Source organism: Prevotella sp. KH2C16 (assembly GCF_900113305.1).
Classification (GTDB): domain Bacteria; phylum Bacteroidota; class Bacteroidia; order Bacteroidales; family Bacteroidaceae; genus Prevotella.
In genome coordinates, this window is sequence record NZ_FOOW01000022.1 from 18,116 (window position 1) to 42,211 (window position 24,096).

General features: G+C 52.1%; 20 protein-coding genes. 8 read left to right on the top strand and 12 right to left on the bottom strand.

All coding sequences use genetic code 11. The features are described from left to right. Positions 1 to 54: 54 nt before the first annotated feature. Positions 55 to 1,635 (bottom strand): sodium:solute symporter, encoded by a 1,581-nt coding sequence (locus BM114_RS11660; protein ID WP_092113618.1) that lies wholly within the window; start codon positions 1,633 to 1,635, stop codon positions 55 to 57. 149 nt (positions 1,636 to 1,784) lie between these two features. Here BM114_RS11660 and BM114_RS11665 point away from each other — a divergent pair, with 149 nt between their 5' ends. The 4 genes from BM114_RS11665 (at position 1,785) to BM114_RS14665 (ending at position 6,940) form a co-directional block, all read left to right on the top strand. Beyond that, positions 1,785 to 2,651, top strand: a complete 867-nt coding sequence (locus tag BM114_RS11665; RefSeq protein WP_092113620.1) for an AraC family transcriptional regulator — start codon at positions 1,785 to 1,787, stop codon at positions 2,649 to 2,651. A gap of 152 nt (positions 2,652 to 2,803) precedes the next feature. After that, on the top strand, positions 2,804 to 3,457 hold the full coding sequence (locus BM114_RS11670) for an FKBP-type peptidyl-prolyl cis-trans isomerase (protein WP_092113622.1): 654 nt from the start codon (positions 2,804 to 2,806) through the stop codon (positions 3,455 to 3,457). 5 nt (positions 3,458 to 3,462) lie between these two features. After that, complete coding sequence (gene aroC / locus BM114_RS11675) at positions 3,463 to 4,542, top strand: chorismate synthase (protein WP_092113624.1); 1,080 nt, start codon at positions 3,463 to 3,465, stop codon at positions 4,540 to 4,542. Positions 4,543 to 4,999: 457 nt separating this feature from the next. Continuing rightward, positions 5,000 to 6,940, top strand: coding sequence for a GH25 family lysozyme (locus BM114_RS14665; protein WP_255406505.1), 1,941 nt, complete (start codon positions 5,000 to 5,002; stop codon positions 6,938 to 6,940). A 159-nt stretch (positions 6,941 to 7,099) separates the two neighbouring features. On the opposite strand, the gene BM114_RS11685 is transcribed toward BM114_RS14665, so the two are convergent. The 6 genes from BM114_RS11685 to holA all read right to left on the bottom strand — a co-directional run bounded on the left by BM114_RS11685 (position 7,100) and on the right by holA (position 14,707). Then, a complete protein-coding gene (locus BM114_RS11685) occupies positions 7,100 to 8,935 on the bottom strand; it encodes an ABC transporter ATP-binding protein (RefSeq protein ID WP_218151490.1) in 1,836 nt (611 codons plus the stop codon). Further along, on the bottom strand, positions 8,932 to 10,683 hold the full coding sequence (locus BM114_RS11690; protein WP_092113626.1) for an ABC transporter ATP-binding protein: 1,752 nt from the start codon (positions 10,681 to 10,683) through the stop codon (positions 8,932 to 8,934). Before BM114_RS11690 ends, BM114_RS11685 begins: the two co-directional genes overlap by 4 nt. Before the next feature lie 58 nt (positions 10,684 to 10,741). Continuing rightward, a complete protein-coding gene (locus tag BM114_RS11695) occupies positions 10,742 to 11,650 on the bottom strand; it encodes a dihydroorotate dehydrogenase (RefSeq protein WP_092113628.1) in 909 nt (302 codons plus the stop codon). Continuing rightward, the gene (locus BM114_RS11700) at positions 11,644 to 12,414 is read right to left on the bottom strand and encodes a dihydroorotate dehydrogenase electron transfer subunit (protein ID WP_092113630.1); all 771 of its coding nucleotides are present in this window, start codon (positions 12,412 to 12,414) and stop codon (positions 11,644 to 11,646) included. The genes BM114_RS11695 and BM114_RS11700 overlap by 7 nt, the downstream gene beginning before the upstream one ends. Positions 12,415 to 12,467: 53 nt before the next feature. After that, positions 12,468 to 12,899: a helix-turn-helix domain-containing protein gene (locus tag BM114_RS11705; RefSeq protein ID WP_092113632.1), complete on the bottom strand. Its 432-nt coding sequence runs from the start codon at positions 12,897 to 12,899 to the stop codon at positions 12,468 to 12,470. A 779-nt stretch (positions 12,900 to 13,678) separates the two neighbouring features. Beyond that, on the bottom strand, positions 13,679 to 14,707 hold the full coding sequence (gene holA / locus BM114_RS11710) for a DNA polymerase III subunit delta (RefSeq protein WP_092113633.1): 1,029 nt from the start codon (positions 14,705 to 14,707) through the stop codon (positions 13,679 to 13,681). A gap of 58 nt (positions 14,708 to 14,765) precedes the next feature. Here holA and BM114_RS11715 point away from each other — a divergent pair, with 58 nt between their 5' ends. From BM114_RS11715 to BM114_RS11730, 4 genes are all read left to right on the top strand, one after another. Continuing rightward, positions 14,766 to 15,227, top strand: a complete 462-nt coding sequence (locus tag BM114_RS11715) for a type I restriction enzyme HsdR N-terminal domain-containing protein (protein ID WP_092113635.1) — start codon at positions 14,766 to 14,768, stop codon at positions 15,225 to 15,227. Then, positions 15,224 to 15,550, top strand: a complete 327-nt coding sequence (locus BM114_RS11720; protein WP_092113637.1) for a nucleoside triphosphate pyrophosphohydrolase family protein — start codon at positions 15,224 to 15,226, stop codon at positions 15,548 to 15,550. The genes BM114_RS11715 and BM114_RS11720 overlap by 4 nt, the downstream gene beginning before the upstream one ends. A 115-nt stretch (positions 15,551 to 15,665) precedes the next feature. Further along, positions 15,666 to 16,484 (top strand): TerB family tellurite resistance protein, encoded by an 819-nt coding sequence (locus BM114_RS11725; RefSeq protein WP_092113640.1) that lies wholly within the window; start codon positions 15,666 to 15,668, stop codon positions 16,482 to 16,484. Positions 16,485 to 16,499: 15 nt separating this feature from the next. Beyond that, a complete protein-coding gene (locus BM114_RS11730) occupies positions 16,500 to 17,096 on the top strand; it encodes a DNA-3-methyladenine glycosylase I (RefSeq protein WP_092113642.1) in 597 nt (198 codons plus the stop codon). A gap of 505 nt (positions 17,097 to 17,601) precedes the next feature. Here the strand turns inward: BM114_RS11730 and BM114_RS11735 are convergent. Genes BM114_RS11735 through BM114_RS11755 form a run of 5 tightly spaced genes read right to left on the bottom strand, consistent with a single transcriptional unit; the run spans position 17,602 to position 24,092 of the window. Next, the gene (locus BM114_RS11735) at positions 17,602 to 18,717 is read right to left on the bottom strand and encodes a TlpA disulfide reductase family protein (protein ID WP_177207111.1); all 1,116 of its coding nucleotides are present in this window, start codon (positions 18,715 to 18,717) and stop codon (positions 17,602 to 17,604) included. Positions 18,718 to 18,760: 43 nt separating this feature from the next. After that, entirely contained in the window at positions 18,761 to 19,927 is a 1,167-nt protein-coding gene (locus BM114_RS11740) for a TlpA disulfide reductase family protein (RefSeq protein WP_177207112.1), read from the bottom strand. 38 nt (positions 19,928 to 19,965) lie between these two features. Next, positions 19,966 to 21,066, bottom strand: coding sequence for a TlpA disulfide reductase family protein (locus BM114_RS11745; RefSeq protein ID WP_177207113.1), 1,101 nt, complete (start codon positions 21,064 to 21,066; stop codon positions 19,966 to 19,968). Between the two features lie 14 nt (positions 21,067 to 21,080). Further along, entirely contained in the window at positions 21,081 to 22,784 is a 1,704-nt protein-coding gene (locus BM114_RS11750; RefSeq protein ID WP_092113649.1) for a PKD-like family lipoprotein, read from the bottom strand. A gap of 21 nt (positions 22,785 to 22,805) precedes the next feature. Beyond that, positions 22,806 to 24,092 carry a DUF4843 domain-containing protein gene (locus BM114_RS11755; protein WP_092113651.1) on the bottom strand — a complete coding sequence of 429 codons (1,287 nt, stop codon included), beginning with the start codon at positions 24,090 to 24,092 and terminating at the stop codon, positions 22,806 to 22,808. Between the last annotated feature and the right edge of the window lie 4 nt (positions 24,093 to 24,096).

A 24,096-nucleotide genomic window follows, 5' to 3' on the forward strand; every position in this document is an offset into this window, starting at 1 on the left:
TAATTCTATGATGCAAAGGGCATGCAGACTTATGATGAGGAAAGACTTTTCTGATTATCCGAAGATAACATAGATGGCCACACAGCCCAGCACAAGCAAGGCGGCATAGTTAAAGTAGTTTTTATACCACGGCAGGGCGTATGCGCGCTTTGCTTCCTGACGCATCTCCGCCCAACGGAAGGTGGTAGTCAATAGCTTTTCCTCAGCCGGGCGGGCAAAACAGAGGCTGGCCAGACAGGTAACGATGCCGCTACCGATGAAAAGGAACGGAACGATAAGCAAGAAATGCAGATTGCCGAAAATCTCAGCTTTGAACCTGTAGCCTACTATAGCAATGATCAATCCGGCCATCAGTCCGATGAATGCCCCCTGTCCGTTTACCCGCTTGGAGAACACTCCCAGCAGGAATGTGGCCACGATGGGAGGAGCCAGATAGGAAAGCATCTCTTGGTAATACTTCAAAAGTGAACCGAACTTTCCAATTTGGGGAGCCCATAACGCTGCAATAATGATGATGACGCAAGAGGTAAGTTTGCCAATGGTAACAAGCCTCCTTGAACTGGCATACGGGCGGAACTTGGCATAGAAATCCATGGTGAACAAAGTGGATGTTGAATTCAGGATGGCACTCAGTGTGGAGGTAAGTGCCGAAAGGAGGGCAGCCAGCATCACGCCGAGCAGTCCGGTAGGGATAAGCCGCATCACCATATTGGGGTAAACCATATCGGGCTTGGCAAGTCCTGGGAACAAGTCTCGTGCAATGACACCGGGAATAGCGATGATAAACAGAGTGAGCATCGTGAGAAAGCCTGCAAAGAGCACTCCCTTGCGACCTTCATCGATGGTCTTGCTGCTGAGTACGCGCTGGACCAGAGTCTGGTTGTTGGCCCAGAAGTACATACCCGTAATCGGCATGCCTACGATGAGGCCGAGCCATGGAGTGGCTTTGTCGTCTATGGGGCGTATAAGGCTTACCAGCAGGTCATGGCGATTCCATAGATCTGCAAAATAGGCACCACCCTTCTGAAAACAGAAATAGCTGAGCATGCAAGACCCGAGTATCAGGATGATGGCCTGTATGAGTTCGGCATTGATGGCAGAAGAGAGTCCTCCGGGAATGGTATATGATGCACATAGCAACGCAAACACGAGGATGATGAGCTGGAGGTCGGCTTCAGGAATTACGAGTTTGATAATCAATGCTGCGGCATAGAGTGCCCCCGCCGCATCGAGAAATACATTGCCGATGATGCAGATGGCAGAGAAATAATAGCGTGATCGCTTGTCAAACCGCTTCTCAAGAAATTCCGGGATGGTGAATATCTTTGACTTAATATAAAGAGGTAAGAGGAATAGAGCAAAAAACACCATGACCAGGATACCGCCCGCAAGATTGTAGTTAAATACTGCCAGGCCGGTATGATAGGCATCACCAGACTGGCCGATAAGGGTCGTACTTGAAATGCTGGCAGCAAAAAGCGAAAGCCCCACAATCCACCAAGGCATGCTTCGCCCTGCAAGGAAATAAGACTGTGAATCGCTGCTTTTCCCTTTGCGTAAGGCCCACCAGATGATGGCAGCCATATAGATGACGACGACCAATATGTCGAAGGTACTGATAGAGAAACTTTCCATTTTAGATTTGTTTGCAGGTGCAAAGTTAAATAAACATGCATAAAATATTATACGATTTTCTGTTGAATGATTGTACTTTTTTGAAAAACCGATTGTACTTCCAATTTTATTTCATAGATTTGCAACAAAAGTTTCAAAATATCAAAATCATGAAAGAGGTTCAAAAAGAAATTGTTCCAATCGTGAACGAAGACTTATTCATCGTGCTGGATCATCCTGATGCTGATTTCGATTATTCGGTACATTATCACCCGGAATATGAAATTACCCTAGTGATGAACACCTACGGCGAGCGAATCGTGGGTGACTCCGTAGAGCCCTTTAAAGACATAGATCTCGTGATGATAGGTCCCAACATAGCTCACAAATGGTGCGGCGAAGTCGTGAAAGGCAATCATGTCATCACAATTCAGTTTTCGGAGCAGTTTTTTGATTTGCCAATCCTCAACAAGCGGCTCTTCGCTCCGATAAAGAAACTATTAGTCGACGCACGATGCGGCGTCTGTTTCCCGCAGGATGTTCTGTTGAAGATGAAAGACAGAATTATTGACCTGACGCATATGCAGGGCTTCCAGACAGTATTAGTATTCTTGTCTTTGTTATACGAACTGGCCATTTCCGACCGTTATACCCTCATCAGCAATCGTTATGACACAAAAGAAACGGTGATGACGACTAAAAGCCGGCGCATTGCCAAAGTGTGTGAGTATATTGAAGAGCACTATTCCGACACCGTCGGGCTGACGGAAGTAGCCGCACTCATCGGCATGTCAGGCTCTGCCTTTAGCCATTTCTTCAAAAGCAAGACCAATTCCACCTTCATTGATTATCTCAACAACCTCCGCATTGCCAAAGCCTGCCAGCTTCTGACGGAGACTAATCAGACCGTGGCCGAGATTTGCTACAACTGCGGGTTCAACAACATGTCGAATTTCATCCGAATGTTTAAGAAAAAGAAACTATATACGCCCAACGAGTACCGCAACTTCATGAGCCAGATTCTGTTGAAGTATTAAATTTAGACAACGGAGAATGCCGACCGGCCATCAAAGCAGGGCGCTACAGACCATACAAACAGCTTCCGGGCGTTAAAACTTCCTGCTTTCCGCAAATATTACGGCATTTTTTAGTATCTTTGCGGCATAATTATAAATAATGTATAAGATACATGGACAAGAAAACCAACAAACTGATCAGCGTAGCCTACAGGCTCTATGATGTAACCGACGGCGGCAGCCACCTCGTGGAAGAGACCTCCGGCGACAAGCCATTCGTATTCCTGACCGGATTCGGAATCACCCTCGAAGATTTCGAGAAAGCCGTGCAGGACCTCGGCGAGGGCGAGGAGTTCGACTTCACCCTCACCCCTTCGCAGGCCTACGGCGAATACATGCAGGAGCATGTGCTCGACCTCGACCGACAGATGTTCGTGGTCGACGACAAGTTTGACGACGAGCACATCTTCGTAGACGCCGTGGTGCCCCTGCAGAACGAGGACGGAAACCGCTTCATGGGGCGTGTGCTGGCCATCGGCGACAGCACCGTGAAGATGGACTTGAACCATCCACTGGCCGGAAAAACGCTCAACTTCAAGGGCCACATCGTCGACAACCGCGAGGCGACGAACCAGGAAATCGAGCAGTTTGCCAAGATGCTGAGCGGCGAAGGAGGCTGTGGCGGCGACTGCGAGGGAGGCTGTGAGGGGCATTGCGACGGCGACCACGACGGCCACGAGCACGGAAAGTGCTGCCATGAAGAAGGCAAAGGCTGCCACGGGGATGGTCATGGCCACGGCGAAGGCTGCCATTGCCACAAGAACTAAGCAATATGAGCAACACGCTGGGTAATATATTCAGACTCACCACCTTCGGAGAGAGCCACGGAGAGGCCATCGGAGGCGTGATAGACGGCTATCCTGCGGGCATCGAGATAGATGAAGCCTTCGTGCAGCAGGAGCTCGACCGGCGGCGCCCCGGCCAGAGCCGCATCACCACCGGCCGGCAGGAAGCTGACCGAGTGAGGTTTCTGAGCGGCATCTTCGAGGGCAGGTCCACGGGCGCGCCGATAGGCTTCGTCGTCCCGAACACCGACCCCCACTCGCAGGACTACGAGGAGATGTACACCGCATTCCGCCCCTCGCACGCCGACTTCACCTACACGGCCAAGTACGGCATCCGCGACCACCGGGGTGGAGGACGCTCCTCGGCGCGCATCACCGTGAGCCGCTGCGTGGCGGGAGCCCTCGCCAAGCTCGCCCTGACACAGCTCGGCATCAGCATAAAGGCCTACACCTCGCAGGTGGGCGACATCGACCTCGACCCTGACTACCGCCGCTACGACCTCACGAAGACCGAGGCGAGCATCACGCGCTGCCCCGACCCCGACAAGGCGCGGCAGATGGAAGCCCTCATCCTGAAGGTGAAAGCCGACGGCGACACCGTAGGCGGCACCGTTACCTGCGTGGTGAAAGGCTGTCCGGCAGGGCTCGGCGAGCCCGAGTTCGACAAGCTCCACGCCCGCCTGGGAGCCGCAATGCTGAGCATCAACGCCGCCAAGGGATTCGAATACGGCGAGGGATTCCGCAGCGCCGCCCTGCGGGGAAGCGAGATGAACGACCCCTTCGTCAGCACCGACGGCCGCATCCACACCGCCACCAACCACTCCGGAGGCATACAGGGAGGCATCAGCAACGGCGAGGACATCTACTTCCGCGTGGCCTTCAAGCCCGTGGCCACCCTGCTCCGGGAGCAGCAAACCGTGGACACAGACGGCAACGCCGTTACGCTGAAGGCGAGGGGAAGGCACGACCCGTGCGTCGTTCCGCGTGCCGTGCCCGTCGTGGAGGCCATGGCGGCAATGGTAATCCTCGACGCCTGCCTGATGAGCCGCACCACGAGACTTGACTGAAGCCGCCCCGCAGAACCGCTTTTCCGGACGGGCGAGACAGCCCTCCGCAAGACCGGCATCCGCTTATCGGAATCCTAAAGGCCACCTTTCGGCTGACAAAATCGGCGATTTTGTGCGACGATTTCGGCGATTTTGTCCAACAATCTCGCCGATTTTGTCAGCCTGAGAGATACCGGCAACTCTGCCTAAGACCTGCCAGGAAGCTCCGGCAGACAAATATACACCCTCACCAATATCATTGAAAGACCGCATCGAAACCAACAACACAGGCCAATTGAGTTGTTTCCCGAAAAGCAAACGGAAGAGATTGTTATTTCCCGAAACCACCATCGCCATCCTGACGGGCTATGCCGTCGGCTATCTGTAACGGGTGGAAAAGATTCTCTGAAAGTCGCGCCGGACGGCCGTTAATTCGGAAATTCTTTATAACTTCGCATCCGGATTCATGAAACCAGATATGAAAACCAACCGAAACACGCGCCGGAAGGTCGGCGGCATAGCGCTCCTCGTCATTGCGGGACTGGTCGTATGGCGGCTCTGGCTGCCCTCCGAGAGCGTCATGAGGCGGAGTACCGCCCTCATCGAGCATGCCACCGCCTATCAACTGGACATCGACGGCGACTCCGCCCTGTCGTTCGCCCCCGACACCACCTATACGCCCGCCGTATGGATAAACCGCCTGTGGCTTCTCCCTTCGTGCCTGGGCCGGCTGGCAAGCACGCCCTACGAGCGCAGGACCAGCATCCCCCAGGACGATTTCTCGCCGCGGCTGAAGGACTGGCTGACCCGCGAACTCGCCGCCAACGACTCCATCCTGCGCGGCCTGAGACGGCAGCGGGGGGAGCTGCGATACTACCTCCGCGTACACGGAGTACAGGACGAGGGCTACGCCGAGATATACCGATACACACAGAGAATAAACGCCGGCATCGACTCCCTGCGCCATGTGGACTCGCTCCTTCAGAAAGCACTCAAGAGGCGCGACGCCGAGGTAAGACTCACAACGCATTACACCGTGGTCTACCGGACAAGGGGAAAACTGCGCCGCGAGGCCGTGGACTGGACCAACCAAGGCGAGAACGACTCCTACATGAGGTTCCGCACCCGCTCGAAGCGTAAGCCCCTCACCGCCGCGGCCGTCAGCCTGTGGCCATGGATGAAGTCGGTCAGGGAGCAATATTTCCTCGAGCGCTATGCCGAAAACGGCTTCAAGGCCTGCCGGAAGCCGCAGATTACAAGCCTCCTGACCGTTAAGAGCGATGCTTCCAACGGCTTCCTGCAGAACTCATATACGGGCTATGGGGTCATCTATGCCAAAGGCGACATCGAATATGCCGGACAGTTCAGGAACGGCAGGCGCAGCGGAGCGGGGCTCCTCATCACCCCACTCGGCAGGAGAATCCACGGGCTCTTTGCCGCCGACACTCTGTATTCCGGTATCTGGACAGACGCAGAGGGCACCTACAACGGCGACATGAACCGCCACGGCATGCCTACGGGGCACGGCACCTTCGTCAGCCCGAGCGGCGTACGCTACGAGGGTAAATGGACGGAAGGGCAGCGCAGCGGATTCGGATTCGCCATCGGCCCGGCCTCCCTGCTGCGCGCGGGAGAATGGGAGCGCGACATTTACCGGGGAGAACGGCTCGTCTACACCTCGGAACGCATCTACGGCATCGACATATCGCGGTTCCAGCACGACATCGGAAAGAAGCACTACCCCATCGAATGGGACAAGCTGCGCATCACCCAGCTGGGAACCCTCAGCCGCAAGCGCGTCAGGGGCAAGGTGGACTATCCCGTCTCGTTCCTCTACATCAAGTCGACCGAAGGCACCACGGTGCTCAACAAATACTATGCCGACGACTACCGGCAGGCGCGCAAGCGGGGCATTCCCGTGGGAACCTATCACTTTTTCTCTACTACCTCGTCCGCCAAGAAGCAGGCCAGCTGGTTCCTGAAGAACTCGAAGGTGCTGAAAGGCGACTTCCCGCCTGTGCTGGACGTGGAGCCCCTGCCCTCGCAGATTCGCAAGATGGGAGGCGAAGAGGCCTTGTGGACCGCCGTCAGAACCTGGCTCAAGGCCGTGGAGGAGGCCACGGGGCGCAAGCCCGTGCTCTACATCAGCCAGATGTTCGTGAACAACTACCTCCCCTACGCTCCCGACATCAAGCGCGACTATCCCGTTTGGATAGCCCGCTACGGCGAATACAAGCCCGATGTGAGGCTCGTCTACTGGCAGCTGAGCCCCGACGGCAGAGTGAACGGCATCCACGGAGATGTGGACATCAATGTCTTCAACGGCTACCGGAAGGAGTTCAACAGCTTCATGAAAAGGAACGAAACCGAGCCAAAATCCCTGAAAAAGAATCCTCAGACTACAGTCCGAGGGGTATAAGGGCGTTATCCTTCATGCTCCTGGCCTTTGTTATGGCCATCCAGAACGGAAAGGAGCGTGATGAATCACGCCCCTGCCGCCGATCCGTAACCGGCAGCATGACTTCTCTCACTTCTGCCGCAGTCCAGTTGCCATACGACCGAGAAAAACCTTCTGCCCTCAACTTGCTATCCCGCTGCCGGTATATAGCTGGTAATACTTGCCCCGCAAGGCAAGAAGTTCGTCATGCGTGCCCTGCTCTATGATGCGCCCCCGTTCAAGAACGATAATGCAGTCGGCATTACGCACGGTGGAGAGCCGATGGGCGATGATGAAAGTGGTGCGGCCTTTCATCAGCTGATCCATGCCCTGCTGGACGAGCCGCTCCGTGCGCGTGTCGATGGAAGAGGTGGCCTCGTCGAGAATCAAAACGGGCGGATCGGCAATGGCCGCGCGCGCAATGGCCAGCAACTGACGCTCCCCTTGGCTGAGATTGCCTCCGTCGCCGCTCAAGACCGTGTGATATCCGTCGCTCAAACGACGGATAAAGGCATCTGCACCGACGAGTTTTGCCGCCCTCACGCAGTCGTGGTCGTTGGCGTCAAGCCTGCCGAAGCGGATGTTGTCAAGCACCGACCCCGTGAAGAGACGAGTCTCCTGCAGCACGATGCCCAGACTCCGGCGGAGGCTCTTCTTGTTGAGTTCATAGATGTTGACACCGTCGTAGAGTATCGTTCCGTCCTGTATGTCATAGAAACGGTTGATGAGATTGGTGAGGGTTGTCTTCCCTGCCCCCGTTCCTCCCACGAAGGCTATCTTCTTGCCGGGCATGGCCTTAATGTTGATATCGAAGAGAACCTGCCTGTCCGGCACATAGGAGAAGTCTACATCGCGGAACTCCACGCCGCCCAGCGGACTGTCCAGCGTCAGCGCCCCGCCCTCGTCCTCGGGCTGCTCGTCGAGCATCTCGAAGATGCGCTCGGCTCCCACGCTGGCGTTGAGTATGCTGTTAATCTCCTGCGAGATGGAGGAGACAGGACGGGAAAAGTTCTTGTTGAGCGTGAGAAACGCAACGAGGGTTCCCAACGACAGCGGAGCCAGCTGCGAGGTGGAAGGCGTGAGTGCCCATGCGGCACCCACGACGGCGATGAGCACATAGCCCAGGTTGCCCAGGTTGCCGTTGACCGGCATCACGATATTGGCAATCTTGTTGGCGTTATAGGCACTGCTACGCAGCTCTTCATTGATTTTCCCGAAGTCGCTGACGGCCTGCGCCTCGTGGTTGAACACCTTGACCACCTTCTGCCCGGTCATCATTTCCTCGATGAAGCCGTTCACCCTGCCGATGTTCACCTGCTGCTCCCTGAAATGACTACGCGAGAGACGGCCCAGCTTCATGGTAGCCAACGCCATGACAACCGACATGATGACGGCCACGATGGTGAGCGGAACGCTCAAGACAACCATGGAGGCAAAGGTGATTGTGAGGGTGATGAGGGAACTGAGGAGGCTCGGCAGGCTCTGGCCAATCAGCTGGCGGAGCGTGTCGACATCATTCGTGAAGTGCGACATGACATCGCCGTGGGCGTGGGTGTCGAAAAAGCCGACCGGCAATGACTGCATGTGGGAAAACAAATCCTTGCGCAGACGCAGCATCGTGCCCTGCGACACATGAATCATCATGCGGTTGTAAGCGTAGGAACAGACGACACCGACAAACAGGACGACAGCCAGCCCGAAGAGCGCCTGCGCCAGCGAACCATACTCAGGGTTGTCCATGCGGGTGAGCGGAACGATATAGTCGTCGAACAGCGTCTTCGTAAACAAGGAGGAAACCAAGGTGGCCGCACTCGAAACGACGATGCAGGCCACGACGACAAGCAGCGAGAAGCGATAGTGGCCAAAGACATACCTGCCGACGCGCCAAAGCGTGGCCTTGCGGCTCGCCGTGCTTTCACGCCGGTCAAACCCATCCACGCGGTGCCTGCCCATTCCCATTCCGTACATGCCCGTCATTTCCAGTCCTCCCAATTATCAAAGTCGCCATCGTCGTCTGTCTGTATATCGAATATCTCGCGATAGAGCTGATTAGTCTCCAAAAGGCGGCGGTGGGTGTCGAAGCCCGTAATCCGACCGTGGTCCATCACCATGATGCGGTCGCACTCCTGCACGCTGGAGACGCGCTGAGCAATGATGAACTTGGTAACCTCGGGCATCTCCTCGCGAAAAGCCTTCTGAATCCTCGCGTCGGTGGCCGTATCGCACGCACTCGTAGAGTCGTCGAGAATCAAGATGCTGGGATTCCGGAGAAGGGCGCGGGCAATGCAAAGACGCTGCCGCTGTCCGCCTGAGACATTCACACCGCCCTGTTCGATACGGGTATCGTAGCCCTCGGGCATCCTCTCGATGAACTCATCGGCACAGGCCAGGCGGCAGGCACGACGGCAGTCCTCAAGCGTCGCGGCGGGATTCCCCCACCTCAGGTTATCGAGAATGGTGCCGGAAAAGAGGACATTTTGCTGCAACACGACAGCCACTGCATCGCGCAGCGTCTTCAAATCATAGGTGCGCACATCGCGTCCACCGACCAGCACGCCGCCCTGTGTAACATCGTAAAGGCGGTCGATGAGGCTGACGAGGGTGGACTTTCCAGATCCCGTCCCGCCGATAATACCGATGGTCTCGCCGGCCCTGACCCTGAAATTGATGTCCTGAAGTACATATTCGCCCGAGCCGTCGTGGTAGGAGAAGTCGACGCGGAAGAACTCCACATCGCCTCCGGGTCTTCTGGCAATGGCAGCAGGAGGGTTGACGATGTCAGGACGCTCGTCGATTACCTCTGCCACACGGCGGCCGCTGGCCTCGCTCATGGTAAGCATCACGAAGATATGGGAGAGCATCATGAGCGACATCAGGATAGACATGACATAGGTGAAAAGGGAGGTCAGCTCGCCCATCGTGAGCGATCCGCCTACGACAAAATGGGCCCCGAACCAGGAAAGGGCGATGATACAGCCATAGACCACCATGTTCATGACAGGACTCATCAACGCCATATTGGCCTCAGCCCTGACAAAGAGCCGATAAAGTCCCTGCGCGGCCTTACTGAACTTGAGAACCTCATAGTCCTCGCGGACGAAGGCCTTGATCAGCCGGATAGCCGAGATATTCTCCTGAACGCTGTTGTTCAGCACATCGTATTGCTGGAACACCTGCCCGAACAGCCTGCCTACACGCGACACGATGCAACCTAACGCCATGGCAAGGACGACAAGTGCCACGAGGAAAATCAGGCTCATGCCAGGATTGATGACCAGACACATGATGACGCTCAACACCAGACGGAAGGGAGCTCGCACCGAAACGCGCAGTATCTGCTGGAAAGCATTCTGCAAATTGCTGACATCGGTGGTCATGCGGGTAACGAGCCCCGAGGTGGAGAACCTGTCAATGTTGGAGAAGGCGAAAGTTTGTATGTTTCGATACATGGCGTCGCGCAGGTTGCAGGCAAAGCCGGAGGAGGCGTAGGCGGCATAGCGGCCGGCCAGGATGCCGAAGAGCAGACTGAGGAAAGCCATCCCGATCATCATGATACCATAAAGATAGACATTCCGCATGTCGCCGGCATTGATTCCGCGGTCGATGAGCCACGCCGTAACATACGGTATCAGGACATCCATCACGACCTCCAGGGCCGTGAAGAGCGGAGTGAGCAACGAGGCCGTCCGGTATTGTCCCACTTGGCGTATTAAGGTTCGCAGCATATTTTATATATAGAAAAGGTGTGGGCTTCAGGCCATCAACGACGGAAGCCACAGTCCGCTAATCCAAACATCCTATGATTTCCCGGACAGAGTGGCAGCCATGCGCCTCAAGCCATGCACCGAGCCCGTCTATAACCTTGATTGTAACGGCAGGATCGAGGAAATTGGCCGTCCCGATCTCGATGGCGGTGGCTCCTGCCATAAGGAACTCGACAGCATCCTCGGCCGTGCAGATGCCCCCGAGACCAATGACAGGAATCTTGACGGCCTGCGCCACCTGATAGACCATGCGGAGAGCCACAGGCTTCACGGCTGGCCCGCTCAGTCCGCCGGTTTTGATGCTCAGCACGGGCTTACGCCTCTCAATGTCTATCGACATGCCCATCAGCGTGTTGATAAGCGACACGCTGTCGGCACCCTCGGCTTCACAGGCCTTAGCAATCTCTGCAATATCCGTAACATTAGGCGAGAGCTTCACGATAAGGGTCTTGCGATAGCGAGTCCTGACAGCCCTGACCACTGACGACGCTCCCTCCGGAGTAACGCCGAAGGCCATACCGCCCTGGCGTACATTCGGGCAGGAAATGTTCAGTTCGATGGCAGGAATCTTGTCAAGCTCCCCAATGCGGGCGGCACACTCGGCATAGTCTTCTGGCGAGTTTCCGCTCACATTCACAATCATGTGCGTGCCGATATTCTTAATCTGGGGATAGATCTGCGTGCAGAAATAGTCCACTCCCCTGTTCTGAAGTCCCACGCAGTTCAGCATTCCCGAGGCGGTTTCTGCCATGCGGGGATAGTCGTTGCCCTCACGCGCATGCAGCGTAGTACCTTTTACGATGATGCCTCCCAACGCGTCCAAAGGCACGAAGTCGGCAAACTCCAGGCCATAGCCAAAAGTACCCGAGGCTGTCAGCACAGGATTCTTCAGCTCCAAATCATTTATCTTTACATGTAAGTCTACCATAGCAACCTCCGAATATTAAACACCGGCCCCTCCTTGCATACGCAGAGATTTCCCTCCGTGGTCTTCTCTACGCAACACAGGCAGGCACCCAGACCGCAAGCCATCATGTTCTCCAGCGAGGCTTCACATTCGATGCCCGACTGCCGGGCATACCCTGCCACGGCAAGCATCATCGGCTTAGGGCCGCAAGTGGCAATCCTGTCGAACCGCCGAGAGTCAAGCACGGAGTGATTGGTTACAAACCCTTTCTCACCCAAAGAACCGTCCTCCGTGGTAACACATACCTCACCATACTTGGCGAAGTAGTCCAACTCCAGTAAATCCCTGGCAGAACGGGCACCCAGAAGAAAGGTGGGACAGGCTCCGAGGTCCCGGATTTTCTTCCCGAAATAGAGCAGAGGGGCTACACCGACCCCTCCGCCGACGAGCAAAAGGCGCTCGCCGGGGGTCGCGGGCATCGTAAATCCGTTGCCTAACGGCAGCACGCAGTTCAGCATGTCGCCGACTTTCAGCCGAGCCATGCGGCGTGTTCCCTCACCAATAGCCGCCACCAAGAGCCACAATTCGTTGCGCGCCTCATCGAAAAAGTTAATGGAAATAGGTCGACGGAGGAAGGTCTGAGGAGAGTCATCAACCCTGACCTCAACAAACTGACCCGGCATCATTGCCGGCAAAGGGGTGCTGTCGGTAAGCTTCAAAAGAACATATTTCTCATTTAAATGCTCAACGCCAACAACCCTCAAGTCAATACACGATTTCTTCATATATTCGTTTTGCAAGGATTTATATTGCAAAGGTAACGAATATTTCGGAGAATCTACTTCTTGGGAACAAAAGATTCCCAAGTCTGGTCGTCAAAGAAAATCCTGATTTCGGTTATCTTTCGCTGTGGTTTGTCAACTATTTTCACTATCTCCTTGGGAATGTTTTTCTGCCCGGAATCCATCGATGGGGTGGCAGAGGACACCCCGAAGTCGAGAACGGGCTCAAGGGGAGAAGCTCCTCCCGCTGGGTTCTCACCTGAGGATGAGTTTTCTTCACCTTGATACATAGAGCCTGCCCCAAACATCAACCAGTCTGTTGACACCCCGGGGAGCTTGCTCTTCACTGCCTCCACAATATTTAATGTCGGCTTCGTCCGACCATTAAAGATGCTGCTCAGTGTTGCCGGGGCAATGCCGAGAAAATTAGCAAAAGTCTGTTGAGTCATGTGCTGACTCTTCATAAGTTCTAAAATTCTATCCTTCATTTTCCTAAACCTGCTATAAAAATAGGCCCAAAAGCCGACTTTTCCTTAACTTTACAAAGATAAACCATTTTTTTGAGACGGACAACAAAATTACAAATTATTTGATATTCTAAATGTTTGATTTATAAATCAACAACTTTGAACTTTTAAATTTCAAACCTGTATGTATCTGGTTTGGATATACAAAGTTGAATTTAAGCAAAGAATCCTTTACAAAGAAGAGGAGGAAAGGATTCAAGTAAGTATATTGGCTATAAATCAATTACTTATAGAAAAGTTACTCATATCTGCTGGGAATATTCATTTTTACCCATTCCGCATTCTCTAATAACTGCATATTTTTGCATGATTTTTCGTTAAACAAGTGGTTATCATTAACTTAATAATTGAATAGAAAAACTGGATATTCTTGTAATTAAACTATTCAAACTGGATATTCGGATTACTAAATACAAATTGAACAACTATAAATTTAGCAACTGACACAAACGATTACTATATTTGTTGTTAATATCGGCACCTAATGTTTTATGTTTACGAACGCAAAATGCACAAAGGGGAATGCCAAAGAATGTTAATTCTAAATTTCCTCCTTGCCAGATAGAAGCTTTCTGGAAATTTTGGCGAGTTTCAGGATCACTCCTCAAGTAGATGGGGAAACGGCCCTAATTTTAAGGGTGAAAACGGCTTAACTCCCTTAAAAACAAAGGGGTTAAGGTTAAAAAAGAGGCTATGGAAAGTTGCAATTCTAGCTCAAAATAGAGTGAAAAACGGCATTTTTAGTGCAAAATGAAGAAAATTAGCTCCTTCATTAGGTCTCCGGGAGGAGTATTTGGGTTATCCAAGCCCTTACTTTTGGCATCAATCTCCCTAAACTTATTAATAATCTGCATGGTCTTCATGCCGGAATAATTTCTCATGCCGGTCATGTAATCAGTGGCCGCCCACCCCGATCGCAAATCCAGAAACTGGGCAACAGAATCCCGGCTGGTTTTCTGTGGGGCATAGTAAGCTATCATCAGGTTTTGGAAATAATTGAAGAGCAGAGGCAGGAATGCATACAGGGATCCTGCTTTTGGATTTTTGTCAAAGTATTTGATTATCTGATTTGCCTTGTAGATATTTCTGTTTACGATGGCGTTTCGCAGTTCAAACGGATTGAATTCCTTGCTTACTCCGATTTGCTTCTCCACGATGTCCGGGGTAACTCGCTTGTCCGCCGGCAGAGAAATCAAGACTTTGTCGAGTTCGGAAATCAACCTGCTTAAATCTGTGCCTATATGATCAGCAACCATGAATGCCGCTTTCTGGTCGATGGAGGCTCCGTGCTGCTTCAGATAGTCTTCCACAAATCGGGGAAGATCGGCCTCGCGCATCTTGTTGCTTTCGAACACCACCCCCACGGAAGCGGCCTTCGGAACCAACTTTTTGCGCTTGTCGATGCTGCCATTCTTATGGCAAAGGACGAGAATTGTCGACGGAACGGGGTTGTCGAGATACTTTTCAAGAGGCTCCGTTGCCTTCAGATTCTGGGATTCCTTCACGATAATCACGCGATATTGAGCCATCATGGGATAGCCCTTGGCAAGGTCTACCAGTTGTGAAGACGACACATCCGCTCCGAAAAGAATGCTCTGGTTGAAGTCGCGCTCTTCCGGCGGGAGTACATGCTCTGCTATATAGTCCGAAATCTTGTCGATATAATACGACTCCTCGCCCATTAATATATAAATAGGAGAGAATTTGCGGGCCTTCAGGTCCCTCATGACGGAGTCATATGTAGCCGCTGTGCTCTTTCTTTCAGCCATTATCGCAGATTATCGATTATTTTTCCTACCTTTGTAAGGTATATGCAAAGATAATAAAATGATTCGATTAAACCTACCTGATTTCCAAATAAAATTATCGGGCACGGCGGAAAAACCCGCCGTCTGGGATATCCTGCGCCGAAGATATGTCGCGCTGACCCCCGAGGAATGGGTAAGGCAGCACTTCGTCCACTACCTCATCGAGCACCGGGGCTACCCTGCTTCCCTACTCGCAAACGAGGTAAATCTACAGGTCGACAACGGCAAGAAGCTCCGCGCCGACACCGTGCTCTATGACACCGGGCTCCACCCCCGCATGATCATAGAATATAAAGCTCCCGACATTCCGCTCACACAGAAGGTGTTCGACCAAGCCAGCATATACAACCTGTTGCTGCATGTAGATTATCTCGTGGTAAGCAACGGCATGCAGAGCTACTGCTGCAAGATGGACTATGACCGTCAAGAATATTTATATTTAGAAGAAATTCCAAACTACCAAAATATACAACAACCATGACATTCAACGAATATCAGGAAGCTGCCGGCAAGACTGCCATCTATCCCCGGAAGCTGAGCATCGTCTATCCGCTCATTGGCCTTGCCGGAGAAACTGGCGAAGTGGCCGAGAAAGTGAAGAAAATCATCCGCGACAACGACGGCATCTTCGACGAGAGCGAGAAACTCGAGATTGCCAAGGAGCTGGGAGATGTGCTGTGGTATCTCTCCGCCATCGCCGCCGACATGGGCTACCGGCTCGACGACATCGCACGACTCAACATCGAAAAAATCCAGTCGCGCCACGAGCGGAGCTTCCTCCACGGCAACGGCGACAATCGTTAATCTTCCTTATCGCCTGTCCGGATTTGCGAAAAAAGCAGTAGCTTTGCAGGCAGTTACATTTTACAGACACAACCAGCGAAGGCTTTCCAGGCCCCTCGCATAAAGACATCAAGACATGGCAGCAGGCAAATGGATCGGCGGCTTCTTGGGATTCATCATGGGCGGAGGTCCGCTCGGCGCGCTGGCGGGCTTCGTGCTCGGCGCACTTTTCGACGCAGGACTCGACTCCGTTAATACCGCCGACAACACCTATTCAACCCATAACGCCCACGACGGATATTCCGGAAACAGGCAAGACACCTACCAGCAGCACAGAGCCTACGAGGGCGAACGCAACAGCTTCCTCTTCTCCTTGCTCGTGCTGGCCTCCTACATTATTCGCGCCGACGGCAGGATCATGCACTCCGAGATGGAGCTTGTGAGACAGTTCCTCCGCCAGAACTTCGGCGAGGCGGCCGTAAGGCAGGGCGAGCAGATACTCCTCCGACTCTTCGAAGAGGCGAAGAGGATGGGATCCTACGAATACGGCGATACCATCCGCAAATGCTGCCAGCAGATCGCAGCCAACATGGCCTACGAACAGCGGCTGCAATTGCTCGACTTCCTGCTCATGATTGCCAAGGCCGACGGCCATGTCGCCGACTCAGAAGTCGACGCACTCAAGGAGGTGGCACAGCAGCTCGGCCTCTCCGCGGCCGACCTCGACTCCATGCTCAATCTCGAAAAGAAAGACCTCGAGTCGGCCTACCGCGTGCTCGGCATCGCCCCCACTGCCACCGACGCCGAGGTGAAGGACGCCTACCGGAAGATGGCCTTGCGCCATCATCCTGACCGCGTGGCCACCCTCGGGGAAGATGTAAAGAAGGCGGCGGAAAGGAAATTCCAGGAAATCAACGACGCCAAAGAGCGCATCTACAAGGCACGGGGTCTCTGAAAAACCTACCAAAATATGGAAAAAGAAAGATGCAACTGGGCGTGGAGCCTCAAACCGGGAATTTATCAGGACTACCACGACCACGCATGGGGCATCCCCGTGCACGACGACTGGCGGCATTATGAGTTTCTCTTGATGGAATGCCTCTCGTGCGGCCTCAGCTTCGAGCTCATGCTCCGAAAGCAGGAGGTGTTCCGCAAGTGCTTCGCCGACTTCGACTTCGAGCAGGTGGCGCACTTCAGCGAGACCGACATCGAGCGCATCCTAAACACCGAAGGCATGATCCGCTCCCGCCGGAAAGTGGAGGCAATGATTTCGAATGCCGCCTGCTTCATCAAGGTCAGGCACGAGTTCGGCAGCTTCGACCGATATATCTGGTCGTTCAGCCAGGGCAAAACGCTGGTCTACAAGTCTCACCAGATCGAGGTTCCCGTGAGGAACGAGCTCTCCGACCGCGTGGCAAAAGACCTCCGGCGGCGAGGGTTCAAGTATGTGGGCACTGTGATAACCTACTCCCACCTGCAGGCCATCGGCATCATCAACGACCACCAACGCTGCTGTTTCCGCTACGAGGAGATAAACCGCATGGCCGACATCGAGTTCCGCCCGTGAGCATGGAGCTTCACCCTGCTTTCCTTTTAGCGGTCTTTTACTCTCCTTTTAGCGGTCTTTTATTCTCCTTTTAGCCGCCTTTTACTCTCCTTTTAGCCGTTAACAGTAAATATATAGCCTGAGTAAAGGGAAAACATAGCGATACAGTTATGGTCCATCAGGGGGCAAATGGAGAGATAAACTCCTGACAATCAACAGCTATCATCACCTCGTGTAGGCATCAGTACTTGCTGAAAAGTTCGGAGATAATCTCATGTCTGTGTGTGTGCTCACGGCGTTGGAGGTCTGTCAGAGACCCTCCGACCCGTTTCCGTCCAGGGTTAAATGCTTCTGACAAAGCTGCCAAAAAAACCCCAATCAATCATTAAGAGTTAGAATTCTTAATGAACGATTGGGGATTAGTCCACACGCTATCAAGGTGCCCCTTGCGCTTTATGTTGCTTATAAAAGCAAGCCCATCCAGCAAATCTTCAGATTTAATCCTATCTGCCCATGGACAATGCCGTTATTGCATCAATTCCTTTACTTTATTCACAAGCTCCTCTCCGCGCAGATTGAGGGCAATGGCCTTGCCGTCCGGATCAACCAATACTATCTTTGGGATGGCCTCTATCCCTAACATCTTGGCTGCCGGGGAACCCCACCCAAACAGGTCGGAAGCATGAATCCAGTGAGGCTGGGCCAGATTATTCTGCGTCATAGCCGCCTTCCAATTGGCCGCCTTGTTGTCGAGTGAGAAACTGATGAGGGCAAACTTGTCGCTCTTGCCCTTGACCAGGTCATAGACCGAGCGTACAAATGGCAGTTCGCGCAGGCAAGGCGCACACCAACTGGCCCAGAAGTCGATGATGACAAACTTGCCTCGGAAATCACTCAGATATCGTGTCGTACCATCGGCAAGCGGCAGTTTAATATCCGGGAGTTCAGATCCGACCTTCAGATTCTGTGATTTAATATAGTTGGAAAAAGACCGGTAGTAAGGATGCTGATGTAATTCTGGCGCCAAGGCCTTCAGCAACTTCTCGGCATAGCTCTGGTCGAAGTTGTAGCTTAGTTCGTGTTCCAACATGAAAGGGGCTAAAGGCGAATCACCATGGTCGAGCAAGAACTGGATGCGGTCGGCGTCGCACAGGAGCAATTCGGCCGCTCCCAAACGCAACACCCTTTCCCATCCGGCGGGTGAGTCTATGTAAGCCTCGCCCCGCTGCTTGATCAACTGCTTGAGAGAGTCTTGCTGCACGGCCACGCATCGCTGCGAAATAGCCTTGTATTCCACATTCAGATTGTTGGTAGGTGTGCCCTCCACTATAGCGCCACTGGCATAGGCCGCCTCCCGGATACTGACTTTCACCGTTCCAGACTCCACCCAAAGCGGTATGTTCCCATTGTCAAAGCCCGTGATGAAATACACCATGACGGGCTCATCCTGCTGCAAATGACGGGTAAACTTGAAATTGCCCTGGCTCACCGCACAGGAATCTATATGCACAAACTGGTCGAACTCGTCCAACCGGCTCAGATATACCTTACGCACCACATCACGGGTGTAGCATAGTGAATCCTTATCCATATGGCCCACGATGCTACATACGCCTTGCGCATCCACATCCAGGACTGACATTAATATTACGCTCATGACACAGCACAAGCGAACAAGCCGTTTCTTATTCATAGGTTTCCACTCCTTCCAAAATGTTTTTGATTTTATTGACCATCTCTTCACCTCGCAAATCGAAAGCTACAATCTGCCCCTTGGGGTTCAACAGCACCGTACGGGGCACGGCTTCAACCTTGTAGAGCTTGGCAGCATCGGATCCCCAGCCCTTCAATGTCGACACATGAAGCCAATGGGGATGCGTGAGCGCATTTGCCCCTATGCAGTTTAGCCAGTCGTTTTTCTTGGTGTCAATCGAATAACTCAGGATGACAAAGTTATCATGACCCTCCGACAGCCTCAAGGCTTCACGCAAGTGGGGGAATTCACGGCGGCACGGGCCGCACCAACTGGCCCAGAAATCAAGCAGGACATACTTGCCTTTCAGCTCGGACAGCGACAGATTCTTGCCTTCCGGCGTCATTGCCGTGAAGTCGGGACCTTCGCTGCCAACCTTCAAGTTGGCTGCTTTCAGCGAATTGACAATTTCCTTATACATCGGATGCGACTTCAGCGATGGATCCAAAGCCCGGAGCAGTTCACGCTCCACGAACTTAGGAACAAACATCGACATGAGATCATAGCGGATAATGTAAAGCGAAACAGGCGATTGATAGTGGCGGGCAACAAACTTCATGGCAGCCGTCTTGAAAGCCAAGGTGTTCCGGTAGAATACTGAGGTCTGATAAGGCAGGAACTTTGCCTCCGAGTCCACGATCTCAGCATGCTCGCGGCGCAGCCTTTCCATCGCCTCACGCGACTTGCCGACCACCTCGGCATACAGCTGCTGATACTCAGAGTTCACATTGTTGGCGGGGGTACCGTGGGCTTTGGCAGCATTGGGATAGCGGCCGTCGAACGGATCGATAATGATATTGCCTGGTTCGAGAAACAGAGTTATGCCGCCATTGTCGAATCCTGTAATGGAATAGGACTCCGGCACGGCCGGCGCCGTGCCACGGAAAGAGAACTGCCTGTTTATGACTTTGGCCGAATCGACAACTACCAACATGCCATCTTCGTCATGACTGAGATATACCTTTTGAATCTTTGCCTTGGTGTTGCGCAGCGAGTCAGTCGTCATCGTTCCATGTATGACAAACTTGCCTCGTGTCTGCGCTAAGCTGTTCATGGCCAGCAGCAATGCCAGCAAGTACAGGAAAAATCTTTTTTGCATTTGAATCATAAAATATTAGAGATTAATTTTTGTCTGAATTACTTAAGATGATTGCCCAGAAAATCCTCAAGAGCATCGCCACGGAGGTCTCTGGCGATGATGTGATTGTCGGCGTCGAGAATGAAGATTGCTGGAATAGCCGTCACATTATAAGTACGGGCAGCCTCGTCGTTCCATCCTTTGAGCGAAGAAACCTGCGCCCAGGGTAGTGCGTCTTTCCTGACGGCGTCTTCCCAAGAGGCCCGTTTGTCATCAAGCGAAACGCTGACTATTTCCAGTCCCTTAGCGTGATAAGCAGCATAAATACGCTTCAGCGAAGGATTATTCAAGCGGCAAGGCCCACACCAGCTGGCCCAGAAGTCAACAATCTTAATCTTTCCAAGCATTTTACTCAAAGTAAAGGGCTTATTATCGATAGTCGGCATGGTAAAATCGGGCGCCAGCCTACCACTAGAGAGTTTGCCCAACCGAACTATACGCTGCTGTAAGATCCGGCCACATATCGAAGACCGGGCACCAGCACCTAACTTATCGAAGAGTTGCATACTCTCGGTTGCGTTCAGATTCTTGCTCTGCGCAGTAGCCAAAGCATCGTAGGCCGACAGCAGGTTGTCGTTATCAGCATGAAAACGGTCAGCAGTCTCCTGCAAGCCGTGCCGATACTGCTCGATGGAATCATTCACCAGACTGGCACTCCGATATTTCATGGCCCGTTTCAGGCTATCGTAAAGTTCCTCCAACTGGTTGATTTTCTTCTTCTGTCGTTGAATGTCCTCACCATAAGACAGATAGGCTGCCTGCATCTTCCCACCTCGGATGTAACTATCGTTGCCGTTAGAAAGCAATGCCTCGTAGCGCGTATTGGGCTCAGCAAAAAGTTGAAAGCCTCCATTATAACCCGCGATAACCAGCATGGCCACGATAGGCTCCTCTAAATGAGCCTTCAATGTGAAGCGGGGCGACTTGAAGTCAGCATATGCCAGTGTATCCTGTCTGGATTCCCCGGTGCGGACGACCATCAACAGACGGCCTTGCTCGATGCCTTCTATCTTACCGGCAATAGTGACATCGCCTTGGTCAGCCCATCCCAGGCATGGGATAAGGGCCAGCAAAAGTGAACACATAAAAGTTTTTTTCATCAGCTCCATCATGTTTATAAGTTAGGGACTTGATAAGAATATTCATGTACGAACTGAATATCAGCAATGTTACCGAATGCCTGTCCGTCTTTATCCTGCGAATAAACCGGCATCTGGTAAGACTCATCAACATCACCTCCGGTCGTCAGTTTGATTTCCGTAACAGCACCCTTGCTGCCCTGGTTCAGGCCGATTGTCAGATAACGGCCGAGATCCGCGCTGTAAAGTAGCGTATTGTTCTCCCGGAACTTCATGCAAGCTACATCATAACCGACAGGCGCAGTGTAGATAATGACTTTATCCCCATTACTTATATTGTAGCGGATGATGTTGGCGCCGTCGATATAGAACACATAATTGGTCGGGAACCATGTGTTGTAACAAATTGAATTGATGTCGCTGGGCGAGAAACCTTCGAGCACCTGGCCCTTGACGGTATAGGCCGGGCCGTCAGAATCATTCGGGCCATCGCCTGAACCACCGTTGTCGTCCTTTCCAGAACGGGTTGGTATGAGTTCGTAAAGGTAGTATTGGTTCTGCGTATCTTTAAAGATGAAGAACGGGTGTTCGTTCGAATAGTTCTCCCGATACTGGATAAAGCCATACAGGCCGGTCTTGCCCACGGGCGATAAGGCCTCGGGCAAGGTGGAGAAGTCTACCTGTGCATCAAGCAGCGGATTGGAGAGCTGGGCGTAATAGGCTTCCTGCTCACCCCAAATGCCATAGCTGTCATCACGGTTGACATGCAGGAAACGATTATTCTTTCCATCCCAGAAGACAAATTCCTCACTGGTAATGGCGCCGGCAGTCACCCGATAGTTGTTCTCACTTCCTTCTTGAGACGGGAATTTGAAAGAGAGCATGGCCCGGGCCGTCACGAAACGACCGTCCTTACCTATAATGTAATAATAATCCGACTGGTTGGAAGGATCGCCCACCATACCGATTTTCTCCACAGGAATAACGCCCTGACTGGAATAAGGCAGCACATAATTCCTGTAATTATCCAGTTTCTGGTCGAGACCAAAAGGTTTGAATACCTTTGCTTCTGCACCATTTTGGAAAGCTATGAGGTTGTCCGACTCTACAAGTTGGGTATAATTGACAAATGTCATGGTGGCCTGATACATCAACTTAGAAGTATTGGCAAAAGGATTTCCCCCGTTCGGATGAACCAAAGCGTAAGCATCGGTATGCACATTGACATTGGTGCCTACTTTTTCTATATTACCCAAGTGCATATTGCCGGACATTCCGTGCAACACAAATATACTGTTCTTGAAGATGGGGCGTGTAGCAACATTGAATTGCGTGTAGTTTGATAAGCCTGTTATCTGATCGTGAATTTCTAACATCACATTATATGCAGTAGCCTTCCCCACTGGAAGCACTACATCCATATAACCTTTGGTCGTCAGCGTATCTTTTACTTTCACGCCATTTTTCGTATAACTGCGTATCCAGGTGAAATCAAGATTCTCCAGACTACTGACCAATGACTGCTTGCAATTGACAAAGACTCGCTGAAGTGTATCGGCAGCCGTCAACGGTTGCGTAAACTCTATGGTCAATCCATTTAATTGCTGTTCGGCTTCAGGTGTAAATTTCACCGAGTCGATGGCATTTACCTTGTCAAAGGTGTAATCGTAGTTTCCCTTATCCTCATAGCATGAAGCCAACAGTAGGACGAGGCCCAATGGAAATAATATCTTTTTCATAAATGTTTTCCTTTCCAGTTCTTATTCTATAACAGGGAATGTAAAATCATAGCTGCCTCCTACCATGGCACTTCTGAAGAGCTCGTTGCAGGCTTTGATAGCGTCTTCACCGCCAATCGACATATCCCACGATACACTTCCCCACTCATTCATGACGGGGAACATCTGGTTGAGCACAAAACTGCTACCCTTTTCCTTCAGCCAAGTCTTGATCATAAACTTATATTTTGCTTCTGAATAAGGGCCATAATACTGCTCTATCATATCAGAACCACCACTCGAGTCAGACCAGGCTGCCGGTTCCACGACATCGTAGTCAACATCAGCAAACATAGGAATATAAAAATAGCCTTTATAGGAATCACCTGGACGCCAGCCATCATAATAGAACATATTGTATTTTTCCATCATTTCACTGACTGCAACACTATTCAATTGCTTCAATCCGGCCACATCTGTATGGAATGTTTCATATTCATTACGAGTGGTTACACCGAGCGCATTACAGATAGCGGCAAAATTAGAGGAGCGATACGCGCCCAGATATTGTTCGATTTGCTGATTCCAATACCATGGTTTGGGGTAATTGAAGCCATCTTCCGTGATAAACGGGATATCGACGGTTACAGGATCATCAAGATGACTCTGCTTCCAAATGCGCAGACTGTCTACGCTTTCCTGGTTCCACTGCACGATTTTGTAGTAATCATTACTTTTGTAGAATGTATTGTTTTGAGTTAAATTGACCAAGAAAATATGTTTGTCAACCGACCAATCACCCAAATACATCTGAATCATGCCCCATGCATCCCACTCCTTAGGCTTCGAGAACGACTCCGTCGCATGGATCACATACTCTTGGAAGCCTTTCACACCGGCACCAATCTGTGACTCAGGATCGTCATTGGCAATGTAAACAACAGCCACATAATCCGTATCACGCACTTCGGGACGCATCACATTGACGGTTACGACTTTCTCCATCGTGTCCGGGGCAAACACCACTACCGGGAACTCTACCTGCAACTGTGGATGATTGCCCAACGCCTTCGACTTCAGCACAACCTTGCGATCGGTCCCGGCCTTCAGCCCCATCACCTTGAGCTTCAAGGTTACGGGCAAGGAGGCAGGATTGCCAAGTACATAGTCGGCAAAGTTGATAGTCTGCTGCAATGCGGAGACATTGTCATAGTTAAAATAGACGCCATCGCCATTTGCGCCATAGACTTCTATTTCCTCATGGCTGCAAGCACATAAGGTCAGTCCCAACCCCATGGTTAATATGATATTTGAAATTAAATATTTCATAAGC